This is a genomic window from Brucella intermedia LMG 3301 (assembly GCF_000182645.1).
In the GTDB taxonomy this organism is placed as follows: Bacteria; Pseudomonadota; Alphaproteobacteria; order Rhizobiales; family Rhizobiaceae; genus Brucella; species Brucella intermedia.
Genome location: NZ_ACQA01000002.1, coordinates 23,414 through 45,455, shown reverse-complemented (window position 1 = coordinate 45,455; position 22,042 = coordinate 23,414). Strand labels below are relative to the sequence as shown.

The following is a 22,042-nucleotide window of genomic DNA, read 5'->3' as shown; positions in this document are numbered from 1 at the left end:
AACAAAGCAGTTAAGAAGAATTATAGTTTATATTAATTACAATATTTACATTATTATCATTCATAAGTTTATTGTGAAAATTCGAACGCATATCCTGTCGTATGTACTGTTCGGATAAGGTTCTTTCCGGTCAATTTCCATAGCTGACGCCTTAGATTGCCGACATGTACGTCCACCGTTCGCAGTTGGACATAGTGATGCGCGGGCCAACCGATCTTGATGATTTGCTCCCGCTTCATTACCTGTCCTGGTGCGGCAATGAACCCTCGCAGAATTCGAAACTCGGTGGGCGTTAACCTTATTTCCAGACTCCCAAGTCTCAGGATTCTTTCGTCTGGCAGGATATTTAGATCGCCGATATGGACACGTTCACGACGATCAGACGTCAGTGTCTTGCGTTCCAGTGGCATGGATTCCCGTTCGTGTAAAAAGGACAGAACCCGCTCGGGCACGAATGGATGAGGGAAAATTTCGTCAAATCCAGCCTGTAAAAAATCAAGAAAATTCGTCGAATTACAGGGTTTAGTCAGCGCTACGAGAATTATATCTCTGGTGGCGGGGTTTTGTTTGATGGTAGCACAGACATCAAAAATGGGCTCCGTGTTCTCGCTTGTATCAAACAATATCGCATATGGAATTGCTTCCGTTGCGAAGTTCGATGAAGCTTGCAGGTCCATGAGGCTTGGCACGTAACCGCCGACACTGAGAATGTGACTTAGTATGAGGTAGCTCTGTGGGTTCTCTGTGCAGATCGGTACGTTGAGATTCACGATCAATTTTCTCCGATGAGATAAATGTTGCGACAAAGTTTTTACAAGTGCGATAAATTTTAATAAAAATTGCACATTGGTCAACCAAAATAAGTTTGAAAGTCTATTATCGAGAGTTATTATCATATTTTTGTTACATCAAAATTCGGATCGAGTATATTGCACGGCATGCGTCCTTGGCTACGAGTCCGCCGACTACCGGGTCATCTAACCTTTAAGGTTACGCTCCACAGGTGCTTGTAACTCGGGAGATGTTTCCAGCACCGCTGGAGCTTCACGTTTGCGGTCAGTTCAGCACGTTTCGACGAAATTACGACGCCGGAACTACACGGTCCGGCGTCTGTTTGCATACTTTCGCGATGTTCAACCTCGAACCCACATGTTCCATCTTTGCAGTAACACCCTGGCATTCTCGTTGATCCATTTGGCATCTGGAACCACGACGGTGTCTCGAACTTGTATTGCTGTCGGCATGAAACTCCTGGTTTCATCGGACATCATTGCAATCGCTTCCGTACTCGGAGGTGTACAGGCCAAGACATCGCAAGCCTTTGCCTGGGCGATCGGATTCTCGAGCCAGAAAGCTATGAGTTTGAGTGCATTTTCCCGATTTGGCGCTCCCTTCACTAGCGCAATGCGATCGCCAACCAAGAACGATGCTTCATAGGACCAACCGATTGGGCGCCCCTCAGCTTGCAGAGCACGTGCACGGGTAAGCCAGATTTGGCCGAGCGCATATTCGTTGTTGCGAAACCCCTGGACACTTTGATCTCCGCTCTTCCACCATAACGAGACGGCTGGACGGATTTCGTCCAGTTTCTTGAATGCTCGATCAACATCGAGTGGGAAAAGTTCATCGCGTTTCACACCGTCAGCAAGTAGTGCGGCGGCCAGCACGCGCCAGGGATCGTCAAAATTCGGGAATGCCCTGCCTCCTGGAAACTCGGATACATTCCACATATCAGCCCAAGTCCGCGGCTCCCGTCGACCTTCCTTTTCTTTCCGGTAGACGAGCAACGTTGCGGTCGACTGGAGCAAAGCACCGCCCGGCGCACACGCATTCTCGGGCAAATCAGGCCGGTCAGCGAATGCTTTACAAAACTCGCTCAGGTCTTCGGTTACAAGTCGATGAGCCTCGGATTCCGACTGGATTTCTCCATCAAGATAAAGATCCCAGGAAACGTTTCCGGCCTTGACCATTGCTGAGGCTTTCGCCCGCATTTCCGAATTGGTTGCTGATACCATTCTTACGCGAATGCCCGTCTGCTCAGTAAAAGGATCGAACCAGGCTTCTTTTAGGGCGCGATCGTAAGCACCTCCGGTCGATGCGATAACGACCTCATTGGCCGATGTCGCACCGGCGTGCGCACTTATCGCAAGGGTTATCGCCGTGACAGTCATGGATCTGCAGACGAATTCGGTCACTTTATGAATTATCATGATTGTTTCCCCGTTTTTCAGTTTTGTTTGCAGCGTGTAAGCGCGAACGACAATGCGATGAGGCACATCGACACCAGGACGACCACAGTGGAGGCGGCTGCAATGGTCGGTGTCAGATTAAAGTCAATGTCTTCAAACATCTTTCTACCGATCGTCTTGCCGTTGATATCCGAAATGAAGAACGCCACGGTGGCCTCATCGAAAGAGGCCAGAAAGGCGAAGACAAATCCGGCGCCGATACTTGGGGCGATCATCGGCAACGTGATGTGGAAGAACGCTCTGCCACGTCCTGCTCCGCAATTCAGGGCCGCAAGCTCCAATGCTGGGTCGAAGCGCTGTAGAGCCGCTACTACGGTAATCATCACGAATGGAACCGACAGGACTGTGTGACTGACCAGAAATCCCGAAAAGGTTCCGGTCAATTGATGCGGTGCAAAAACCAGATAGAGGGCGACACCCAGAACAATATGCGGAACAATCATCGGGCCGATCGTCAGTACCTGGAAAACCCCTTTGAAGGGTAGCTCGCCTCTAACAAAAGCGAGAGACGCCATGGTTCCCACAACGGTGGAAGTCAGGGCTGTCGCCAAGGCGATTTTCAGACTGAACCATGTTGAAGCCATCCAGTCAGGGTCGCCGAAATATGCAGCGTACCATCTTAACGACAGACCTTGCGGCGGGAATTGCAGGTAATCCGTCTGGCTGAACGACATTGGGACGATTATCAGTGTGGGTAGGATGAGAAACAACAAGATGATACTCACGAAGAAGGCCGCGAACAGTTTCCAGGCGAGATTACCCATGCGCCATCCTTTCAGTGACATTCTTGAAGTCCCGGTCTCCGGTCTCGAACCGATTGTAGGGAACTGATTAATGGACACTTCCGAACCCCTTATTGAGCGCTAGTACTCGTCGGAAGCACGCGACAAAGATAATTGTCATGCCAAGCAACACAGTTGAAAGAGCAGCAGCGAATGGCCAATCCAGAGTCACAGTAGTTTCCTGACCGATCAGCGTTGCCATCAACATGGAATCCGGCCCTCCAACCAGAGCGGGCGTTATGTAAAAGCCGAGCGCCAAAACAAAGCATAGGGTAGCTCCGGCAAAGATCCCGGGAAGACACAAAGGAAATGTGACGACGAAGAAAGCCTTCCAGGGATTTGCGCCTAGGTTCAGAGCAGCTCGATCAAGGTCCTTGGGTATAGCTTTGAGCGCAGCATAGATGGGCAGTACAACGAAAGGCATGAGAACATGTGCCATCGCCAATGTCACCGCTCCTTGCGTGTAAAGAAGCTTGAAGGGTTGTTCAGTTAAACCGACGGCGCTGAGAAACCCGTTCACGATCCCATTCCGCTGCAATAGGACAATCCAGGCATAGGAGCGAACAAGAACCGAAGTCCAGAGCGGAATGAAGACGCAAATCGCCGCTATAATCCCTGCAAGTTTTCCTGCTCTTGCCATGGTCAGAGCGACAGGAAAGCCCAGCACGCATCCAATGGCAGTCACAGCGACCGCAACGCCAACCGTGGAAGCCAGGACATCAAGATAAAGACTTCCCTCAACGATGCGTCCATAGCTTATCGCATCGTCCGAAAAACTAAGAAAGATGAGTCGGCCGATCGGATACATAAAGCCGACGACCAGTAGAATTAATAATGGTAGTACCAGAAACCACGATATTACCGGCGGGTATTGGCGTGCGGATCTTCCTCTAAGGAATGTGTCGAAACCGGAAAACGACGAACTCATGCGGCCAACCTCGTTTCAAGGTCGAAAGTCAGGAGTGAGAGGGTGTCCAAGTTTACACCGACGCGGCTATTCTTTCGCATCACCGGTGACGATGTTGTTGCAGGCAATTGGACACGCAGGTCGATATCTGGAAAAGCGTCTAGCCTTACCAGGACAACTGTGCTCGAACCGATGAAGACGGAAGCCTCAACAGTTCCGGACAGTTGCCCTTTTTTCGGGTCGGAAAAGATGCCGACATGTTCCGGTCTCACGGCTAGCCTGATTTCGGAACCGATAGATTTGTGAGCCAGTTTGGGATGAAGCAGCGCATCAAGTTCCACAGCAACACGTTCGGAGATATCCAGAATGCACTTGCCGTTTTTGTTGCCGCGATAAGTCGCCGGAATAAAATTGATAGAGCCGATGAAGTCGGCAACGAAGGTTCTATTGGGTTCGTTATAGAGTTCGGAGGGAGTACCAACCTGCTGGACGCAGCCATCGTGCATTACCACAATGCGGTCGGACATGGTCAACGCCTCTTCCTGGTCGTGAGTGACGTAGATTACTGTTGCTCCGAGATTCTCCTGAATGCGTTTGATCTCAAACTGCATTGCCTCTCGCAATTTCTTGTCGAGGGCACCGAGCGGTTCGTCCATCAAGATGACGGGCGGAGAAAAAACCAGCGCGCGGGCGACGGCCACACGCTGCTGTTGTCCACCTGACAACTGGTTTGGATAGCGGTCTGCGAAGTCATTGAGTCTGATCAGCTCAAGCATCTCATCGACGCGAGACCGGATATCTTTCTTCGAACCCAGTCGTCGCATTTTCAACGGGAACGCAATATTCTGCCGAACCGTCAGATGGGGGAACAGCGCATATTTCTGGAACACCATGCCGACGTTACGCCGGTTGGGCGGCAGGGTAGTTATATCTACGTCTCCCACAATAATCCTTCCGTTCGTCGGTTGTTCGAAGCCGGCGACCATGGTGAGCAAAGTCGTTTTGCCTGATCCGGACGGTCCGATTATTGAAACGAATTCGCCTGCCCGGATGTCGAGCGTGGTTTCATGGACAGCCCAGGTTTCGCCAAATCTTTTCTGAACGCCAGCAAGCATTAATTTCTGACCGATCAATCTTTCCTCCTCCGGAAACCACTTTGGTATCTGTGCCTTTGCGTTCGGTCCTCGATGCGAAATGCATCATTGACGTTCCAGACGCATAGACGTGCTCATCCAGCTACCGCGTGACTCTATGAGTACGCGCTGCTAAAACCTAAAATGACGCGACAAAAACTTTGCAAAAACTTTATATGGTCATTTTGTTGCATCATAATTCTGATGTGTCAACAGGGATTGAGGCTTAGATGAGCGCGATAAAATTGTCGGACCAGGCCAATGAAGGGCAGGCACCGGGTCTTGGCGACGTCGCATACCGCGAAATGAAGGAGCGCCTGATACGAGGCGAATATAAGCCCGGCAAGAAACTTACGGTCCGAGCCGTAGCGGAAGATCTCGGATTTAGTTCCACCCCTGCGCGGGACGCTATCAACCGGCTCACCGGCGAAGGCGCACTGGTCTATTCGGGACCAAAAACTGTAATCGTACCGGTTTTAAATGAAGACAGTTTGCGCGAGATCACACTAATTCGGCTCGCCCTGGAGGGGCTGGCGGCACAGCTGGCAGTCAACTCGGTTACCAATGAAGATATTGAAAAACTTAAAGATATTCAAAATTATATAAACGATGCACTGGATCGTCGCGCTTACGAGACGGTTTTGCGGCATAACAAGGATTTCCATTTTCATGTGTATGGAATGGCCGGAATGCCTCGGCTTTTATCCATGATCGAAGGGGCTTGGCTTAGGGTTGGCCCATCACTTTACGATCTCTATCCAGAGTTTGCTGAAGAAAAATACGGCGTTCGAAACCACCAGCTAGCCATTGAATCGCTAGAGGACAAGGATGGCGCATCCCTGCGCGCCGCATTCGAGAACGACATTCGGGATGGCTATCGGCGCTTGCGCCAGGCGGCACGAGCGCGCTCCTCGGCGAGATAGTTTTTTGTTGTATGGGCTTGACCTTTCGCATTTTTGTTGCAACAAAATTGTGAAGCTAACGCAAAAGCATTAGCTGATGTGCGTTTTAAAGGCCCAATCAATGATACCTAGTCCGAGAATAAACCGTGGCGATCCGGTGGAGAGAACGGAATCGTCACGTCTTTACGCCCGCAGCCTGCAGGTTTTGCCGCAGGGTGTGTCACGCGTCACGATCGATATCGATCCAACACCGATTTACATTCAACGTGGTGAGGGCGCCTATCTAGTTGATGTGGACGATAACCGTCTTCTGGACCTCAACAACAACTTCACCACGCTTATACACGGGCACGGATTCGAACCGGTTGCGGAAGTGGTTGCGAAGCTTTTGCGTAACGGGACCTGTTTTTCCAACCCGACGGAACACGAGGTCGCACTGGCTGAATTGCTGATCTCGCGGATCCCGGCAATGGAAAAGATTCGCTTTGTCAACAGCGGGACCGAAGCGGTCATGTTTGCAATCAAGGCAGCTCGAGCGTTCACAGGTCGCTCTGCGATCGTTCGCTTTGAGGGAGCTTATCACGGGGGTTACGATTGGGCTGAAACGGGGCAAACCGGCACCTATCCCACCAACGGGTCCGGTCGAAACGTTGCACGACCAGGATACCATGGTGCGCCGTCCAGCCTTGGCGACGATGTGATCGTGATCCAGTTCAATGACAAGGAGGAGATTGTTTCGAAACTCGAAGGCCACGCGCATCGGATAGCCGGTATTTTGATTGATCCGATGCCTAGCCGCGCCGGGCTATTTGCGCCAAGCCAGGGATTTATCGAGGCACTGACAACCTTCACGCAAGAGCATGGCATTCTACTGATCGCCGACGAGGTGTTGAATATCCGGCAAGGTTATAGGGGGGCTTCGGACCGTTACGGTCTTAATCCCGATCTGATAGCAACCGGCAAGATCATCGGTGGTGGCTTTCCAATTGGAGCCATCGGCGGGCGCGCAGAAGTCATGTCGGTCTTCGAAAAGCGGGACGGTAAGCTACCAGTTCCGCAAGGTGGGACATTCTCCGCTAACCCCGTCTCCATGGCTGCAGGTCTTGCTGCTATGAATGCATTGCCACCCGATGCCTTCGCGCGGCTTGAAGAACTAGGAGATGCCTTGCGTTCGCGTCTCTCGCAGATCGCTCAGTCGCGGCAGGCTCCCTATTCGATCACGGGTGCCGCTTCCCTCTTCCGCATTCATTCCAAACGTGAAGCGCCGACTGATTATCGCGCTTCAATCATGTCGCCTGATCAGAACTTGCGCATGCGAGAGCTCACACGGTATTTCGCCCGGAATGGTGTTCTGTTGCCCTTTGGAGCCGCGGCCAGCCTATCCACCCCGATGGGCGAAAAAGAAATCGACCTCATTGCCGCGCTTTTTGATGATTTCCTTGCACAAAACCCCGTACGGGAGGACCATCCATGAAACATGCCGCAATTACAGACAGCGTTGCCGATCGTATCGCACAAGCACTTGTCCGCCATGGTGTGGAGGTGATCTTCGCACAAAGTTTGCCCTCCGCTGTGATTCTTGCAGCCGAAGCCCACGGCATCCGCCAGATCGCCTATCGTCAGGAGAATATGGGCGGAGCGATGGCGGATGGATATGCCCGGGTTTCTGGCAAGGTGAGTGTAGTCGCGGCGCAGAACGGTCCCGCAGCGACGCTGCTTGTTCCGCCACTAGCCGAAGCTTTAAAGGCGAGTATTCCAGTGGTCGCGCTTGTACAGGATGTCGAGCGAAACCAAACGGACAAGAACGCCTTTCAGGATATTGACCAAATCACCCTCTTCCAATCCTGTACAAAATGGGTCCGTCGACTAAATGTAGCCGAGCGCGTCGATGACTACATTGATGCAGCTTTTACCGCCGCGGCAAGTGGGCGAGCGGGACCAGTTGCGCTTTTGTTGCCAGCGGATTTGCTGCGTTGCCCGGCTCCGAAGAGCGATAAGCCGAGAACTGCTTGTCTTGGCTACTGGCCGCTTGACCGGTTTCGTCCATCCGACGACCTCATTCAGACCGCAGCAGATACTATTGCTGAAGCCCGAACCCCGGTTGTGCTGGCTGGCGGCGGTATTCATGCCGGTGGTGCAGCGGCAGCGTTGGCTCGTCTTCAGGAAATAGCCTCCCTTCCTGTATTCACGACGAATATGGGCAAAGGGGTGGTTGACGAATTCCATCCTCTGTCTGCTGGCGTTCTAGGGTCTCTGACTGGCCCTCGTTCGCTAGGCTTCTACAGTCGTCACCTCATGAATGAAGCAGATCTGGTTATCCTTGCCGGAACACGCACCAATCAGAACGGAACTGACAATTGGCAGCAGATTCCTTCTTCGGCTAAAGTCATTCACATTGACATCGATGCCGGAGAGATCGGACGCAATTACGAGGCATTGCGTTTGCACGGCGATGCACGCGAAACGCTCGCGGCCTTGTGCGAAACATTGTCTAAACGAGACTTCCTTCGGCGCAGTATGCCTCGCCTCAATTACGAAGAAAGAATTGCCGGTTTCTGGGCGGAATATGATGAAGCTCGCCGACCAGTTCTTGATGACCGATCAGGCGCCATGCGGCCTGAGCGCGTTATGCAGGAATTGCAGCCCTGGCTCGACCACGACGTGACAGTCGTGGCGGATGCGAGCTATTCGTCCATGTGGGTTGTCGGTCAGTTGCGCTGTCGCAAGGTCGGCACGAGATTCATTACACCGCGCGGGCTCGCTGGCCTTGGATGGGGTCTACCGCTAGCGATGGGGGCAAAGGCCGCTCATCCTGACAAGCCGGTGGTTGCCATTGTGGGAGACGGTGGATTTGCGCATAGCTGGGCGGAACTGGAAACGATGATGCGTATGCAGTTACCCGTAACTGTCGTCCTCTTGAATAATGGCGTGCTAGGCTTCCAGAAAGATGCGGAAACCGTAAAATTCGGCCGCTATACAACGGCGTGCCATTTTGCACCAGTCGATCACGCGGGGGTCGCTTCAGCGTGCGGATGTCGATCTGCCACCGTCGATAATGCTGCTGACTTATCGGAGCAGCTACGTCTGAGTATTGAAAGCGGTAACCCCTCGCTCATCGAAGTTATTACCGATCACGACGCTCATCCTCCGCTTTCTCTTTTTGCGGCAATGGATCAGGCAGCATGACGGCTGGAGCGCGGGAGCGTATAGCAGTCGTAACCGGGGGCAGCTCAGGCATTGGGCTGTCAACGGTTAGACGATTGGCTAGCGAAGGCTACAAAGTAGCGTTTTTCGGGCAGACACCTCAGCGAGTCTCTGCGGCTGGCGAAATGCTCATTTCGCAGTTCGGGGAAGATGCCATCTTTTATCGAAGTGTAGACATAAATGAGGCGACAGCAATTGTCGGCTTTTTCGATGAGGTGCGAAGCTATTGGGGTCCGCCAGATACGCTGATCTGTAATGCGGGCGTATCGCCCAAAGCCAAGGACGGCAAAGCTGCAGCGTTTGTCGAAACGTCGATCGAGGAATGGAACGCAGTCCTTTCAACCAATTTGATCGGAGCTGTCCTTTGTTGCCAACGCGTTTTACCGGATTTGATCAAACGGCGTTTCGGGAGAATTGTTTTAGTTGGCTCTATTGCTGGCAGGACGTTACCCAGGCTCGCTGGCAGCGCTTATACCGCATCAAAAACTGCGCTATCGGGTTGTCTTCGTTCTCTCGTGTCTACGCTTGGCGGGACCGGAGTTACAGCCAATATTGTTGCGCCGGGACATATCGTGACCGAAATGACTGGCCCGATTGATTCCGATTCAAATCGTGATGCCCTTTCGCGTATTCCGGTCGGTCGGTTGGGAAACCCTGACGACGTAGCAACAGTGATCGCATTCCTGGCGTCGGAAAACGCCGGCTTCATCAATGGCGCAACGATCGATGTAAACGGGGGAGAATACGTTTCACCCTAATAGCACTTCAGCAGGACGATGAATGTTATGTCGAAGGTTCTTATAAAGACATCTGACGCGCAATTGTTTTTGATGCTTCGTCATCTGCTCTCAGTTGAAGGGTTTGATGCTGATCTCTTATCAGAGCTAAAAGCATTGACGACTTCCGAGATAGGTGCCGAACAGAGCCCAAGCGCGTTGATATTGGATAGTGGCGATGCTGGCCTTTGCGAGTTCGCTCACCTCAGGAGGAAGCTTCCAGGTCTCGCGTTGGTTCTGCTGGCAAAGGATGATATCGATACTGGACTACAGATCAATGAACAATTGGATCTGGTCATGAAACCTCCGTTCGATCCACTTGTTTTGCTGGGATTTCTCCAAAGGTACCGAGGCAATTTCGCTACTACGGATGCCACGAAGGTTGTTTTGACCTATAGCGATCTATTGCTGAACCCTATGCAGTTCAGGGTGTTTCGCAGCGGCCTTCGCGTCGATCTCACACCGTTGCAGTTCCGTTTACTTGAAGCACTCATGCAAAAGCCTGAAATTGTATGGAGCAGGCAAGAGCTTATCGACGCTGTATGGGGTCAAGGAGCTATCGTCGAGCCCCGTACGGTCGACATTCATATCGGACATATCCGCCGCGCATTGGCGCGGTATGGTCCAAACCTGGTCAGAACTGTGCAGGGTCGGGGCTACGCCCTCGATCGGTCGGCAGACCCGTTACAGTGAGTTTCAATTCATGAGGCGCTGAAAAATCCGCGTCCAGAACTGAAAATTACGCTGATCGTCTTCGAACCAGGCGTCGAGCGCAAAAAGCGCGGCAGCTGTGGGGGCCGTGTCTGCATAGATTCGCCTCGTGGCATCCACAATCAGACTGTCTTCCGCGCCATAACGGATAGCATCCTGCTGCAAAAGTTCCCGGGCGGCTCTCACATTCGAAATTTGCAACACAAGCATTCCTCCTGCGCCCGGCGGAGGGTTCAATGAATAGAGCCGGACGTTGTGGAGACCGCATGACGGCTTTTTTTAACAGCAATCGCTGTATCGTCGTCCCTAGCATGTGTTGCATTGAGAATGCACCCTTTTGTAACAGAATCAAATAGTTGTGGCAACAGTCGGATATAAGGTTTAGATAGAATTCTAGATATTTCGAGGAGTGCATCAACAAAGGAAAATAAGCGCTGTAGGATCGATGGAGAGACCTCCTATCTCGTCGGCAGAACCGCATAGGAATAAAATCTCGCAAACTTTGCAAAGGCTTTCTTGATCGACGTCGTTGAATTTTGCAATTTAAGCCAACACTCGAAATAGTTCGCCCTTACTTTTGACCGACAGGTGCGCCCGTGCTGATGAAAGACCGTATTGATCACTTGCCTCACGTAAAGCAGCGTGAGTTGCAGCGCGTGCTGGAAGTTATCTTCGAGGAATTCGAGGATGCGCTCAAGGAAGGCTCGGCTGAGTTCAAGAAGCGCGGTCGTATCGTCAAGGCCATTTTGTTCGGATCGTATGCGCGCGGCACACAGGTGGATGAACCGCATACCGGCAAAGGCTATCGTTCTGATTTTGACCTGCTGATTATCGTCAACAATCGTAAGCTGGCGGACTTTGAGTTCTGGCGAAAAACCGAAGACCGGCTTATGCGCCTGCGTGATGTGCAGACTCCGGTAAACTTCATTGTCCATTCTTTGCGTGAGGTGAACACGCGGATCAAGGAAGGGCGATATTTCTTCACTGACATCCGCAAAGAAGGTATTGTACTTTACGAACTTGATCCTGAGCCGCTCGCCCAACCCGGTATTCTCAATCCGGAAGACGCCCATCGTATTGCAAGAGAATATTTTGATGATCGGCTACCGCATGCAAGAGTTTTTGCAAAAACTGCGGGGTACCTTCTGGAGGAAGGCGACATTAAAGAAGCAACATTCATCCTTCATCAGGCGATAGAACAGGCTTATTCCACCTTTCTATTGGTAACAACAAATTACTCGCCGTCTTCGCACAACCTGAAATTCCTGCGTCGGCTCTCTGAAGGGCAACGCAGTGAACTGGCCAAGGCATGGCCGCAAGATCAACAGCGTTACAAAGCGTGGTTCAATATCGTCAATGAAGCTTACGTGAAGGCGCGGTATTCTCCGCATTTTGATATCACCGAGGAAGCACTGCGATGGCTTCTGAAGCAAGCGAACGCGCTCATCGACGAAATCGAGAAGATATGTGCCGTTCAATTGAAGAAAATGAGCGAAGCGCGATAAAAGCACAACCTAATCGCCTCAAAGGGAAATGAACCGCCAACCTGCTCCTCTCCATCGCCGAATTGGGGCCAGAAGCGGGCGATCTGGTTCAGCCAAAGAACGTTGACAAGCGGCCATCATTAGCACAACCGCCTCATTGCCAGTCAGAATCCGCCAAATGGCCGGCCGCTGATAATGCAACTGCCCGGCCAACGGATGCGAAGGCATTATTAAGCACCATAAGTATATAAAGCGCCGGATAAGTGCACCCGGCGCCGGCCATCAAAGCAGGCCTTATTTCGCGTCCACGATTTCTTTTGGAAGCGGTGTACCATGATACTTTTGGTAGATCTCAATCGCAGCGCCTGCGCCGGATATCTACCGTAAACTGAAAGGGTTTGCGTCGTCGGAAGTGCCACTGTCTGGCACCCTAATGAACTCAAGTAAATGCGGGAACGGCTTCGTGTTCCATCCTATTTGAGACCGTCGATTAATGTCGGGATCAGTTCCGAAACAGTTGGATGTACGGGCACAGCCCATTTTAAGTCTCTATAGGAAACGCGTGCGTTCATGGCGTCGATGATACCATGAATAGCTTCGTCACCCTCGATACCTAGAATTGACGCGCCAAGTATCTGGCCCGTCACGGCATCAGCAACAAGTTTCATGAAACCTTGCGTTTCAGCACGTTCGATTGCGCGACCGACCCGGCTCATTGGCCGTACGGAAACCAGAATGTCTTTGCCGGATGCGCGTGCATCTCGCTCGGTCATACCAACCCGGCCGAGCGGTGGGTCAATATAGAGCGCATAGGCGGGAATGCGGTCGCTCACCTTTCTGTCCGCCCCATCCAACAGGTTTGCCGCCACGATTTCGAAATCATTATAGGAAGTGTGTGTGAATGCTCCCCGTCCGTTGCAGTCACCCAGTGCCCAGATACCATCGACGTTGGTCGACAGCGTATCATCCGTAACGATGAAGCCGCGTTTGTCCATTTGCACGTCTGTGGTGTCCAGGCCAAGATCGTCGGTATTGGGCTTTCGTCCAGTCGCGATCAGTATGTCACTGCCGAGAACCACGTCATGATCCGTGGTCACTTCAATATCCGACCCTTTGTTGGCAAATGAAACGATGTTGGTATTCGTGCACACAGTAATGCCCTCGTTTTCGAGAACATTTGCGATAGCGTCCGACACGTCATCATCCTCGCGTGGGGCAAGGCGGGGGCCGCGCTCGATAATGGTGACTTGGGCGCCAAATCGGCGATACATCTGCGCAAATTCAAGCCCAATATAACTACCGCCAATGACCACGAGATGATGTGGTAGCCTATCGAGCTTGATGATCGACGTACTAGTGAGATAGGGCACTTTATTAATGCCCGGAAAATCGGGGATGACGGGGCGCGCTCCGACATTGAGGAATATCTCGGGCGCTGTCATCCTCTCGCCATTGACGCATACCGTAGTTGCGTTTTCGAACCGTGCCTGTCCTTGTATGACAGTCAACGTATCGAGTCCGTCGAACCACGTTTTGAGATTGTTGCGCGCGTTCAATATGACTTTCTCGGCTCTTGCCTGAACGGTTTTCATATCAATGCCGACGGGCCCGACGATTGTCACACCGAATTCCGCTGCTCGGCTGGCGACATGCGCGGCTCTAGCGCTTGCGACCAGCGTCTTGGTCGGCATGCATCCGGCATTGACGCAAGTGCCACCGAGGTATTTTCGTTCAATAAGCGCGACCTTGCGACCCTGAGCTGCCATGCGAGCAGCAAGAAAAGGCCCCGCTTGGCCTGCGCCGATGAATATGGCGTCGAATGTCTTCATAACACAGCTCCACGATCAGGAACACGATGGTATCTAAGAGCGCAGCAAGTCGGTCCAGCCCGCAGGCTTTTGTAGCAAACCATGCAAATTGAGTGTGATGTTTCTATGGCCTGTGCCAAGTCTCATGACATTCAATCCACAATTAGGCGCGTTGTGAGAGGTTCAGCCGTCACTCTTACATCCTTGCCGCGATCGTAGGCAGGCAATCTGCCAGCGTCGACATCCATGTCTCCCGCAAGCTTGCGACAGGTTTCCGGATTGGCGCAGACCTTGATGACTGGCGAGATGGCAGAGCCCGTTGCATCTTCAATCGGGATTGCCGATCTTTAAATTGAAGGCTTAGTCAACATCAGCCATATGATGGCCAATACTGCCGCAAATGCCGGAAAACCAAAAGCAAACCACCAGCGATAGAGACGATGATAGGCCGCCGGCAGTGCTTTTCCCTCGCGGGCAGCCAAACGCGCCATATTCCGCAACCGGATCTGCATCCAGACAACCGGCAGCCAGAATGCACCAACAATGATGTAGAGCGCCAACGAAAGCCCGACCCAACCGGACAGGACAGGCCATCCTGCTTCACGTGCAAGCAAATAGCCGGTGACTGGCTGGAAAATGGCAGCAGTTGCAGTGAAAACCGTATCAGCCAACACGACGATGCCACCGACATGGGCAATCAACCGCGGATCTCCTGAGCGATTGGAGATGACCATGAAAAACGCGATACCGGCGCCGGTGCCAAGCAGGACCGTTGCACCGATCACATGCAGAAAGCGCAAAATATCATAGTTCATCGCACCTCCAGCATCATCGCAACGATAGCTGCCAAAACAATAGCTGGAACCACTTTTATCATCGGTCCAAGAGGATCAAGCCACAGATCTGGCGCAACCACCAGACCACCGAAGAGATAACAGGCCGAAAGCACTATCATTCCGACTGTCGCCATGCGCGTTACCGAACGCCAAAGGATACCCAGGCCCAATCCGATATCTGCAAATGCGCCGCCATAGACTGTAATACCCGCCAGCCACGCCGGAACGTGATGTCCTTCGAGAATAGCGATAGCGCGCATTGGAGATATTAATGCGAATAGCCCCGACAAGCACCAAAACAGCGCAAGCGTGGCGATGGCCAGTGGCAGCATGAAGTACATCCGGGCGAAAAGCCGTTCCTGTCGCGTGGACGGCAGACTTCTCAGTGTCGAAACTAGCGAACGACAGGGGTAACCGCCCGCCTCAAGCCACGCGCTCGGATCGCCTCGTATCCCATCGGCAAGCGCCTGTAACCCAGTGCTGCACATCGGTGAGCGCCACCCCAGCCAGCCGAGCAGATCAGCGCCCTTACCCACTGATTTCAGCACCACTGCGGGCAGTTTTGGACGCAACCACGGAGGCGAGAATCCCTGCCATTGCCTGAAGTGGTCGACCATTTCGGAAAAGCCTCGAACCTCGGGCTCGGTGAGATCGGCAATAAGCCCGGATTGCAGTTTTCTCCTCGCCGCTGCCACTACTGCCTCTGTTACATCATCGATATGAACAGTCTGCACCTGAGCATGAGGCAAAACACGCGGCAAAATTAACGGTAAACCAGCAACGCCACGTAAAAGCGCTGTGCCGCCATAGGCATCTGGCGACAAAACAAGCGTTGGACGCAGGATCACGCAATCTTGTCCGCTCCTCGCCAGTATTTCATCGCCGCGCGCTTTTGACCGAAAGAACTCCGTTGATGCTTCAGCTCCAACGCCAGCCGCCGAAATCTGGACAATCCGTAAGGGAATGTCCTTCGTTGCCTCAACCAGACGGGCTATTGTCGTGACGTGGATGGCTGCAAGACCGTCTCGCGCGCCGTCTTGCAGTGCTCCGGCAGCGTTTACTACGACATCGACATTGCCCAGCAGCACTCGCCATTCGTCGACCGAGATGGTTGGTATGTCACGGATCAACCATGTCGCGTTTGCATCAGCGGCAAGCGCCGCACGACTTGACCGTCCTACACCGACAACTTCAAATCCGGCATTTGCCAAAGCCCGCATGCACGCTCTGCCGATGAGCCCGTATCCGCCCAAAACGATCGCCTTACGCATCGAAGCTCCCATAGATATACGATGTTCAAGTATTAGCCTCTCAGTATTGTCATGGGCAGTGCGACTGAAACGCGCGTGGGCGGCGCCCTCGAACCTGGCTGGACGCCCCGTCCATCCTCACCTAACTTTTGAATGACCTGAACGAGGCCGGAACTAACCGCTTCGCGGGAAGGCGCGTGCGACTGAGGTAGAAGGCACAGAGCGACCATTGCGCTCTGCATTGAGTGTCGCTCGGAGCGAGCAGAGAATGACAGGCTTTTTCAACAAGGAGCCTGACCATGCACAACCAACCGAGTTCGCCCGCGATCAGCCCGCTTCGTCAACGCCTGATCGACGACATGAACCTGCGCCACTTCGGGCACGGGACCCAACGCAACTATCTGCGCGATATCGCACGAATTGCCAGTTTTCTCGGAAGGCCTCCCGATACCGCGTCCGTGGATGATTTGCGCCGCTTCCAGATATGGCAGCAAAGCGAGGGCGTCCCGGTGCCGACGATGAACAGTGTCGTATCGGCGCTGAGGTTCTTCTTCAATACCATGATTGATCGCCCTGATCTTGCCCGCCGTCTCGTGCGGCTGGCGCACCCGCGCAATCTCAGTTTGTTCTGCCAAATTCAACGCATGCACGCTGTTGGAACGGTACAAGCCTCCTCTGCGCTGATACAGCGGCCACGCGTGCCCCTCATTCATCCGCCAGCAACGTCTCATGATAGGCCCAGAACTCATCTATAAAACGTTGAGCCAGGCTGTTGTCAGGACCGTTACTCCGGCGGATGACCAGAAAGCCAGCATCGACAAAGGTCGTAAAAGGTCGGATCGCCACTCCACGTCCGCGAAAATCCGTTGCTGAGGACGGATCAATGATTGTTATGCCGACACCTTCAGCGACGAGTGTCAGCGCTGTGTGCGAAAGGCGGGTCTCGATGGTGGCCGACCGTGGGATGCGTGCAAGCGCAACCTCTACACGCATGGCAAACAGCGAACCCGGCTCCAGCGTGATCATGCGTTCATTAGCGAGATCCTCCGGGGAAACTTCCGAATAATCTGCAAGACGATGTCCCAATGGAACTGCAACGACGGCCGGTATCGCCCTCGTTTCGATATCGAAACCGGGTCTGTCGAGCGGACCGTCGGCAAAACCAAGATCGACCTGACCGGATGCAACGGCCTCCACAACCAGAGCGGATGAAATGCCGTTCAAAGAAGCGTGGATATTGGGACGCTCCCTGAGAAATCGGGCGAGGAAGCGCGGCATGATCCCATTTGCAAGCGCAGGCATGGCAGCAATACGCAACATGCCCGCATTCTGACGGCTGATCTCATCGGCGAAACTCCTGATGCGATTGAGCCCGACATAGGCCCGCTCGACTTCCTGCAACAGCGTCATGGCCGCCTGCGTTGGCGTCAACTGGTTCCCGCGCCGGTTGAACAGTTTGAGTTTCGTGTCGATTTCAAAGTCGCGGATCAGGCGGCTTACGGCGGGTTGGGTGATCGCCATCAGTTCCGCTGCAGCCGTCATTTTACCCGTCAGCATGACAGTGCGGAACGCTTCGACCTGACGCAGGTTCATGTTTCACCATAATATTTGGTTATGCTCTGGGCTTCATTTCGAATTTGACTGTATTAAGTCCCGCTGTCAAACCACTCCCATAAACGTACCGGCGTGACGATGCACCGGACAAAAAAAGGGAACAAAGCAGTTGGGTGCGGTTAGCGCATATCTGGATTTGATGGGTTTTGCCGAAGACGGCTGGGGCTACGATATGCTCCGGGCTACCGGCATGACACTTGCAGTAGCTTTCTGCGGTTTCGCAGCAGGCGCGGTGTTTGGCATTGTTGCCGCTGCCGCTTCATTTTCATCCCAGCGTATTCTGAGAATTGTGGCTGACGGATATTCGACGGTGCTTCGCGGCATCCCCGATCTTCTCGTCATTTACCTGTTCTATTTCGGCAGTAGCGCTGTGTTGAGCCAAATTGGAGCATTGTTCGGCGGGCACGGTTTCGTAAGTGCGCCAATTTTCATAACCGGTGCGCTGGCCATTGGCGTGGTTTCGGGCGCGTATCAAGCCGAAGTCTATCGCGGTGCCGTACTTGCACTCCCTAAAGGCGAGATCGAGGCCGCCAAGGCCTATGGCATGCCAACGCACCTACTGTTCCGCCGTATCATGGTTCCGCAGGCAGCACGTTTTGCCATTCCGGGCATCGGCAATGTCTGGCAACTCGTCTTGAAGGAATCCGCGCTGATTTCTGTCGTTGGACTGGTTGAACTGATGCGTCAAGCCCAAATTGGCGCCGGATCGACCCGCAAACCGTTTACATTCTTTCTGACCGCCGGGCTGCTTTACCTTGTCATCACATTCGTATCGGGCCTGTTGTTCAAGACGGCCGAAAAACGCGCCATGCGCGGCATCCGGAGGGCGGTATGAACTTTCTCGACCTCCCGTTCATGTTCGACAGTTTCGTTGAGCTTTGTCGCGGTATTCCGCTGACGCTGCAGCTAATGGCGCTATCAGTTATCAGTGGCGCCGTGCTGGCGACGATACTGGCCACGATGCGTCTGTCGGGTAATCTGATACTGGACCTCATTGCGCGAGGCTACATCTTCGTGCTGCGCGGCACCCCGCTGCTGGTCCAACTCTACATCATCTATTACGGTCTCAGCCAGTTTCCCGAACTGCGCAGGAGCTTTCTCTGGCCGTTTCTACGCGAACCCTATTGGTGCGCGGTCTTGGCCCTTGCACTCAATACGGCTGCCTACAGCGCCGAAATCATACGAGGCGGCGTTCTGTCGGTCGCGACTGGGCAGATCGAAGCAGCGCGTGCTTATGGCATGAGCGGCTTCACCCTCGTCCGTCGTATTCTGGCCCCACAGGCCCTGCGGCAGATGCTGCCCGCCTATTCGAATGAAGTTATCTTGATGGTGAAGTCCACGGCGCTGGCATCAACCATCACCATGATGGAAGTAACAGGGCTGGCGGCCAAGCTGATTTCTGCCACCTACCGCCCTGTCGAAGTCTTTATCTGCGCGGGCGCGATCTATCTCCTCTTGAATTTCGTGGTCACCAGAATCTTCAAACTGCTGGAATACCGCCTGTCGGCGGCCCAGCGTCAGCCTGTCATCGTGCATGCCGCCGGAGGAAACTCATAATGCAAAGTTTCGAAACGCCTGCGGTCGAGATCAAGAACCTCGAAAAATGCTATGGCGCGCACAAGGTTCTGCATTCCGTTTCATTGCAGGCCCACCAGGGTGAAGTCATCTCCATTCTGGGCGCGTCAGGTTCCGGCAAATCCACACTGCTGCGCTGCATCAATATGCTGGAAGTACCGGATGCTGGTAGCGTAGCTATTCACGGCGAGGCATACAAGCTCGACCAACAGCCCGGACGCGCGCCTCGTCCAGCCGATGTGAAACAGGTTCAGCGGCTGCGCGGTCAGGCGACGATGGTATTTCAGTCGTTCAATCTGTGGTCGCACCTGACTATCCTCGAAAATCTGATCGAAGCGCCTGTCCATGTACAGAAGCGAAACCGATCGGAGAGCATTGCCGAGGCTGAAGCACTGCTGGAGCGTGTCGGCATTGCCGATAAGCGCAACGTCTATCCCGCACATCTTTCCGGCGGGCAGCAGCAACGCGCGGCGATTGCCCGCGCGTTGGCAATGCGTCCGAAGATCATGCTGTTTGATGAACCAACCTCCGCACTGGATCCAGAGCTGGTGGCAGAGGTGCTGAAGGTCATGCGCGATCTGGCGGCAGAGGGACGCACCATGCTGGTTGTGACCCACGAGATGGGCTTCGCCCGGGATGTGTCCAGCCGTGTCGTGTTTCTGCGTCAGGGCCTGATTGAAGAAGAAGGCACGCCCGACGAGGTTTTTGGCAACCCCAAAAGCGAACGGATCCGGCAATTCATTTCCAAACAAAACGCATGAACCGATCGATCGGTTTTTAACAGAGGTGAACATATGAAACTGAAATTCGTCCTTTCCGTTCTTGGCGTTCTCGCCGTCGCACCGACCGCGCAGGCCGAAGACATCGTGCGCATTGCCACCGAAGGTGCTTATGCGCCGTGGAATTTTTCCGGCCCGAATGGCGTGCTGGAAGGCTTCGAGATTGATCTTGCCAAAGACCTTTGCGAGCGCCTGAAAGCGAAATGCGAAATTACCGCCCAGAACTGGGACGGCATCATTCCATCGCTGACCGCTGGCAAGTATGACGCCATCATGGCCGGCATGAGCATCACACCGAAGCGTGAGGAAGTGATCGCGTTTTCGTCGCCTTATGCGGCGGCCATCAATTCCTTCGCAGTCATGGAAGACAGCGACCTCGCCGATCTGCCGGAAGGCGGCAAGCCGCTGAATGTCGATTCCGATGCAGCCAAGCCGGTTCTCGAAGCAATCGCCAGGAAAATCAACGGCAAGACCGTCGGCGTTCAGGGTTCCACAACCGCTTCGGCCTTCATGGAACAATATTTCAAGGACGGCGCGGATGTCCGTGAGTACAAGACCGCCGAAGAGCACAATTTCGACCTGACCAGCGGTCGTGTGGATGCGGTTGTCGCCAATGCGACAGTTCTTGCAGCTGCGCTGGAAAAGGACGACATGAAGGGCGCGAAGCTGGCCGGGCCACTGTTTTCCGGCAAAGTCTTCGGCATGATTGGCGTCGGTCTGCGCAAGGAAGATACCGCCCTGAAGAGTCGCTTCGATACAGCCATTCAGGCAGCAATTGCCGACGGCACGGTGAAAAAGCTTTCCGAGAAGTGGTTCAAAGTGGACGTAAGCCCGCAAAACTGAACCAACACAATCGGGCCAGCCCCTCGTCTGGCCCACCACTGACGACGCTGTGACAACAGATTGAATTTACGAATGCGCAGATTGCCGGACCAAAACATAGTCATTATCGGAGCGGGACTGGTTGGCTCTGCCATCGCCTGGGGTCTCGCCCGATCCGGTCTGCGTCCAATGCTTCTCGATGGGGAAGACCTGTCCCTGCGCGCATCCCGTGCCAATTTCGCGCTCATTTGGGTACAGGGCAAAGGCGTAGGCGCACCACACTATGCCCGTTGGACAATGCAATCGGCGCGCCTGTGGCCCGCTTTCGCAGATGAATTGCGGGATGTGACCGGCCTTGATGTCGCGTTGAAACAGACAGGCGCTTTCACCTTTTGCCTCGACAAGCGCGAGCTTCAAATGTTTGCCGAAGACGTCGCGACAGTAGCGCGGGAGCTTGGCAATGACGCCCCCGAACATGTCGTGCTCAACCATCAGGAAACGGCCAAAATGGTCCCCTCCATCGGTCGGGATGTGATCGGCTCGATCTATTCGCCGATGGACGGCGACGTGAATTCACTGCGCCTGTTTCGCGCCTTGCATACAGGCATAATCAAACTCGGCGCTTCCTATGAACCGCATTGTGAAGTCTCGTCCATCACTCCGCAAAACGGCGGCTTTCTCCTGAGTGGCGCATGGGGTGAAGTCTTCACCGAGCGCGTCATTCTGGCAGCGGGCAACGGCAATACAGAGCTTGCCAAGAGTGTCGGTCTTGCTACGCCGGTTGTGCGCAGCAAAGGCCAAATTCTTGTAACGGAGAAATGCGCGCCCTTCTTCCCCTATACAGCGGCCACGCTGCGGCAAGCGGATGAAGGCGGCGTTATGATCGGCGACAGTCAGGAAACTCACACGGATCGGATCGCCACCAATCAGGATATCAGCGCGGTTCTGGCCAACAGAGCAGTGCGGACATTCCCACATCTGGCCGAGGTCAATGTCATTCGCAGTTGGACCGGGTTTCGGATCAAGACACCGGACGGCCTGCCGATTTACGAACAATCCGAAAGCCACCCGGGGGCTTACGCCGTCATGTGCCATTCCGGCGTCACGCTTGCAGCCAACCATGCCCTGATCGTGGCGCAGGAAATAGCAGCCGATGCCAAACAACTTGCTGGTGATGCATTCTCCGGCCGGAGGTTTCATGTCTCCTAAA

General features: G+C 53.7%; 23 protein-coding genes. 12 read left to right on the top strand and 11 right to left on the bottom strand.

The features are described from left to right. Nucleotides 1–68 precede the first annotated feature (68 nt). From OINT_RS12730 to OINT_RS12710, 5 genes are all read right to left on the bottom strand, one after another. Entirely contained in the window at nt 69–770 is a 702-nt protein-coding gene (locus OINT_RS12730; RefSeq protein ID WP_157796391.1) for a winged helix-turn-helix domain-containing protein, read from the bottom strand. Nucleotides 771–1,133: 363 nt separating this feature from the next. After that, on the bottom strand, nt 1,134–2,171 hold the full coding sequence (locus tag OINT_RS12725) for an ABC transporter substrate-binding protein (protein WP_050791035.1): 1,038 nt from the start codon (nt 2,169–2,171) through the stop codon (nt 1,134–1,136). Between the two features lie 56 nt (nt 2,172–2,227). Then, nucleotides 2,228–3,013, bottom strand: coding sequence for an ABC transporter permease (locus OINT_RS12720; protein ID WP_006472027.1), 786 nt, complete (start codon nt 3,011–3,013; stop codon nt 2,228–2,230). A 67-nt stretch (nt 3,014–3,080) separates the two neighbouring features. Then, nucleotides 3,081–3,959 carry an ABC transporter permease gene (locus OINT_RS12715; protein ID WP_006468238.1) on the bottom strand — a complete coding sequence of 293 codons (879 nt, stop codon included), beginning with the start codon at nt 3,957–3,959 and terminating at the stop codon, nt 3,081–3,083. After that, nucleotides 3,956–5,071, bottom strand: coding sequence for an ABC transporter ATP-binding protein (locus OINT_RS12710; protein ID WP_006468237.1), 1,116 nt, complete (start codon nt 5,069–5,071; stop codon nt 3,956–3,958). Before OINT_RS12710 ends, OINT_RS12715 begins: the two co-directional genes overlap by 4 nt. A 230-nt stretch (nt 5,072–5,301) precedes the next feature. Here OINT_RS12710 and OINT_RS12705 point away from each other — a divergent pair, with 230 nt between their 5' ends. The 5 genes from OINT_RS12705 (at nt 5,302) to OINT_RS12685 (ending at nt 10,646) form a co-directional block, all read left to right on the top strand. Next, the gene (locus tag OINT_RS12705) at nt 5,302–5,994 is read left to right on the top strand and encodes a GntR family transcriptional regulator (protein WP_006468236.1); all 693 of its coding nucleotides are present in this window, start codon (nt 5,302–5,304) and stop codon (nt 5,992–5,994) included. Between the two features lie 100 nt (nt 5,995–6,094). Further along, nucleotides 6,095–7,447 carry an aspartate aminotransferase family protein gene (locus tag OINT_RS12700; RefSeq protein WP_050791020.1) on the top strand — a complete coding sequence of 451 codons (1,353 nt, stop codon included), beginning with the start codon at nt 6,095–6,097 and terminating at the stop codon, nt 7,445–7,447. Beyond that, a complete protein-coding gene (locus tag OINT_RS12695) occupies nt 7,444–9,159 on the top strand; it encodes an acetolactate synthase catalytic subunit (protein ID WP_006468234.1) in 1,716 nt (571 codons plus the stop codon). The genes OINT_RS12700 and OINT_RS12695 overlap by 4 nt, the downstream gene beginning before the upstream one ends. Next, nucleotides 9,156–9,935: a 3-oxoacyl-ACP reductase FabG gene (fabG, locus tag OINT_RS12690; RefSeq protein ID WP_006468233.1), complete on the top strand. Its 780-nt coding sequence runs from the start codon at nt 9,156–9,158 to the stop codon at nt 9,933–9,935. The genes OINT_RS12695 and fabG overlap by 4 nt, the downstream gene beginning before the upstream one ends. 27 nt (nt 9,936–9,962) lie before the next feature. Next, nucleotides 9,963–10,646: a winged helix-turn-helix transcriptional regulator gene (locus OINT_RS12685; protein WP_235691669.1), complete on the top strand. Its 684-nt coding sequence runs from the start codon at nt 9,963–9,965 to the stop codon at nt 10,644–10,646. A 3-nt stretch (nt 10,647–10,649) separates the two neighbouring features. Here the strand turns inward: OINT_RS12685 and OINT_RS12680 are convergent, their stop codons facing one another. Next, entirely contained in the window at nt 10,650–10,874 is a 225-nt protein-coding gene (locus OINT_RS12680; RefSeq protein ID WP_006472023.1) for a hypothetical protein, read from the bottom strand. A 392-nt stretch (nt 10,875–11,266) separates the two neighbouring features. Between OINT_RS12680 and OINT_RS12675 the strand changes: the two genes are divergently transcribed. Then, nucleotides 11,267–12,169: a nucleotidyltransferase and HEPN domain-containing protein gene (locus OINT_RS12675; RefSeq protein ID WP_031346149.1), complete on the top strand. Its 903-nt coding sequence runs from the start codon at nt 11,267–11,269 to the stop codon at nt 12,167–12,169. A 452-nt stretch (nt 12,170–12,621) separates the two neighbouring features. Here OINT_RS12675 and OINT_RS12670 read toward each other — a convergent pair whose 3' ends face one another. The 4 genes from OINT_RS12670 to OINT_RS12660 all read right to left on the bottom strand — a co-directional run bounded on the left by OINT_RS12670 (nt 12,622) and on the right by OINT_RS12660 (nt 16,063). Next, on the bottom strand, nt 12,622–13,977 hold the full coding sequence (locus OINT_RS12670; RefSeq protein WP_006468229.1) for an FAD-containing oxidoreductase: 1,356 nt from the start codon (nt 13,975–13,977) through the stop codon (nt 12,622–12,624). A gap of 131 nt (nt 13,978–14,108) precedes the next feature. Further along, nucleotides 14,109–14,288: a UxaA family hydrolase gene (locus OINT_RS23850; RefSeq protein ID WP_262077732.1), complete on the bottom strand. Its 180-nt coding sequence runs from the start codon at nt 14,286–14,288 to the stop codon at nt 14,109–14,111. A gap of 15 nt (nt 14,289–14,303) precedes the next feature. Next, nucleotides 14,304–14,771, bottom strand: coding sequence for a DUF2269 family protein (locus OINT_RS12665; protein WP_006468228.1), 468 nt, complete (start codon nt 14,769–14,771; stop codon nt 14,304–14,306). After that, the gene (locus OINT_RS12660; protein WP_006472018.1) at nt 14,768–16,063 is read right to left on the bottom strand and encodes an SDR family oxidoreductase; all 1,296 of its coding nucleotides are present in this window, start codon (nt 16,061–16,063) and stop codon (nt 14,768–14,770) included. Before OINT_RS12660 ends, OINT_RS12665 begins: the two co-directional genes overlap by 4 nt. Before the next feature lie 278 nt (nt 16,064–16,341). On the opposite strand from OINT_RS12660, the gene OINT_RS23005 reads away from it, so the two are divergent. Further along, nucleotides 16,342–16,797, top strand: coding sequence for a phage integrase N-terminal SAM-like domain-containing protein (locus tag OINT_RS23005; protein ID WP_077684217.1), 456 nt, complete (start codon nt 16,342–16,344; stop codon nt 16,795–16,797). On the opposite strand, the gene OINT_RS12650 is transcribed toward OINT_RS23005, so the two are convergent. Continuing rightward, a complete protein-coding gene (locus OINT_RS12650) occupies nt 16,748–17,635 on the bottom strand; it encodes a LysR substrate-binding domain-containing protein (protein ID WP_006468226.1) in 888 nt (295 codons plus the stop codon). The two genes, OINT_RS23005 and OINT_RS12650, sit on opposite strands and share 50 nt — an antisense overlap. A gap of 160 nt (nt 17,636–17,795) precedes the next feature. Between OINT_RS12650 and OINT_RS12645 the strand changes: the two genes are divergently transcribed. The 5 genes from OINT_RS12645 (at nt 17,796) to OINT_RS12625 (ending at nt 22,041) form a co-directional block, all read left to right on the top strand. Then, a complete protein-coding gene (locus OINT_RS12645; protein ID WP_036565382.1) occupies nt 17,796–18,491 on the top strand; it encodes an ABC transporter permease in 696 nt (231 codons plus the stop codon). Further along, the gene (locus OINT_RS12640; protein ID WP_006468224.1) at nt 18,488–19,213 is read left to right on the top strand and encodes an ABC transporter permease; all 726 of its coding nucleotides are present in this window, start codon (nt 18,488–18,490) and stop codon (nt 19,211–19,213) included. The genes OINT_RS12645 and OINT_RS12640 overlap by 4 nt, the downstream gene beginning before the upstream one ends. After that, a complete protein-coding gene (locus OINT_RS12635) occupies nt 19,213–19,992 on the top strand; it encodes an ABC transporter ATP-binding protein (protein ID WP_006468223.1) in 780 nt (259 codons plus the stop codon). The genes OINT_RS12640 and OINT_RS12635 overlap by 1 nt, the downstream gene beginning before the upstream one ends. 33 nt (nt 19,993–20,025) lie before the next feature. Further along, nucleotides 20,026–20,853, top strand: a complete 828-nt coding sequence (locus OINT_RS12630; RefSeq protein ID WP_006472015.1) for a lysine/arginine/ornithine ABC transporter substrate-binding protein — start codon at nt 20,026–20,028, stop codon at nt 20,851–20,853. A gap of 72 nt (nt 20,854–20,925) precedes the next feature. Further along, a complete protein-coding gene (locus OINT_RS12625; RefSeq protein ID WP_006472014.1) occupies nt 20,926–22,041 on the top strand; it encodes an NAD(P)/FAD-dependent oxidoreductase in 1,116 nt (371 codons plus the stop codon). Nucleotide 22,042 lies beyond the last annotated feature (1 nt).

Coding starts and splice junctions, on each gene's coding strand:
- OINT_RS12720 (WP_006472027.1), bottom strand. CDS start 3,013: ATGGGTAATCTCGCCTGGAAACTGTTCGCGGCCTTCTTCGTGAGTATC.
- OINT_RS12700 (WP_050791020.1), top strand. CDS start 6,095: ATGATACCTAGTCCGAGAATAAACCGTGGCGATCCGGTGGAGAGAACG.
- fabG (WP_006468233.1), top strand. CDS start 9,156: ATGACGGCTGGAGCGCGGGAGCGTATAGCAGTCGTAACCGGGGGCAGC.
- OINT_RS12715 (WP_006468238.1), bottom strand. CDS start 3,959: ATGAGTTCGTCGTTTTCCGGTTTCGACACATTCCTTAGAGGAAGATCC.
- OINT_RS12645 (WP_036565382.1), top strand. CDS start 17,796: ATGGGTTTTGCCGAAGACGGCTGGGGCTACGATATGCTCCGGGCTACC.
- OINT_RS12665 (WP_006468228.1), bottom strand. CDS start 14,771: ATGAACTATGATATTTTGCGCTTTCTGCATGTGATCGGTGCAACGGTC.
- OINT_RS12675 (WP_031346149.1), top strand. CDS start 11,267: ATGAAAGACCGTATTGATCACTTGCCTCACGTAAAGCAGCGTGAGTTG.
- OINT_RS12650 (WP_006468226.1), bottom strand. CDS start 17,635: ATGAACCTGCGTCAGGTCGAAGCGTTCCGCACTGTCATGCTGACGGGT.
- OINT_RS12635 (WP_006468223.1), top strand. CDS start 19,213: ATGCAAAGTTTCGAAACGCCTGCGGTCGAGATCAAGAACCTCGAAAAA.
- OINT_RS12630 (WP_006472015.1), top strand. CDS start 20,026: ATGAAACTGAAATTCGTCCTTTCCGTTCTTGGCGTTCTCGCCGTCGCA.
- OINT_RS12705 (WP_006468236.1), top strand. CDS start 5,302: ATGAGCGCGATAAAATTGTCGGACCAGGCCAATGAAGGGCAGGCACCG.
- OINT_RS12660 (WP_006472018.1), bottom strand. CDS start 16,063: ATGCGTAAGGCGATCGTTTTGGGCGGATACGGGCTCATCGGCAGAGCG.
- OINT_RS12680 (WP_006472023.1), bottom strand. CDS start 10,874: ATGCTTGTGTTGCAAATTTCGAATGTGAGAGCCGCCCGGGAACTTTTG.
- OINT_RS12625 (WP_006472014.1), top strand. CDS start 20,926: ATGCGCAGATTGCCGGACCAAAACATAGTCATTATCGGAGCGGGACTG.
- OINT_RS12685 (WP_235691669.1), top strand. CDS start 9,963: ATGTCGAAGGTTCTTATAAAGACATCTGACGCGCAATTGTTTTTGATG.
- OINT_RS12695 (WP_006468234.1), top strand. CDS start 7,444: ATGAAACATGCCGCAATTACAGACAGCGTTGCCGATCGTATCGCACAA.
- OINT_RS12725 (WP_050791035.1), bottom strand. CDS start 2,171: ATGACTGTCACGGCGATAACCCTTGCGATAAGTGCGCACGCCGGTGCG.
- OINT_RS12670 (WP_006468229.1), bottom strand. CDS start 13,977: ATGAAGACATTCGACGCCATATTCATCGGCGCAGGCCAAGCGGGGCCT.
- OINT_RS23005 (WP_077684217.1), top strand. CDS start 16,342: ATGCACAACCAACCGAGTTCGCCCGCGATCAGCCCGCTTCGTCAACGC.
- OINT_RS12640 (WP_006468224.1), top strand. CDS start 18,488: ATGAACTTTCTCGACCTCCCGTTCATGTTCGACAGTTTCGTTGAGCTT.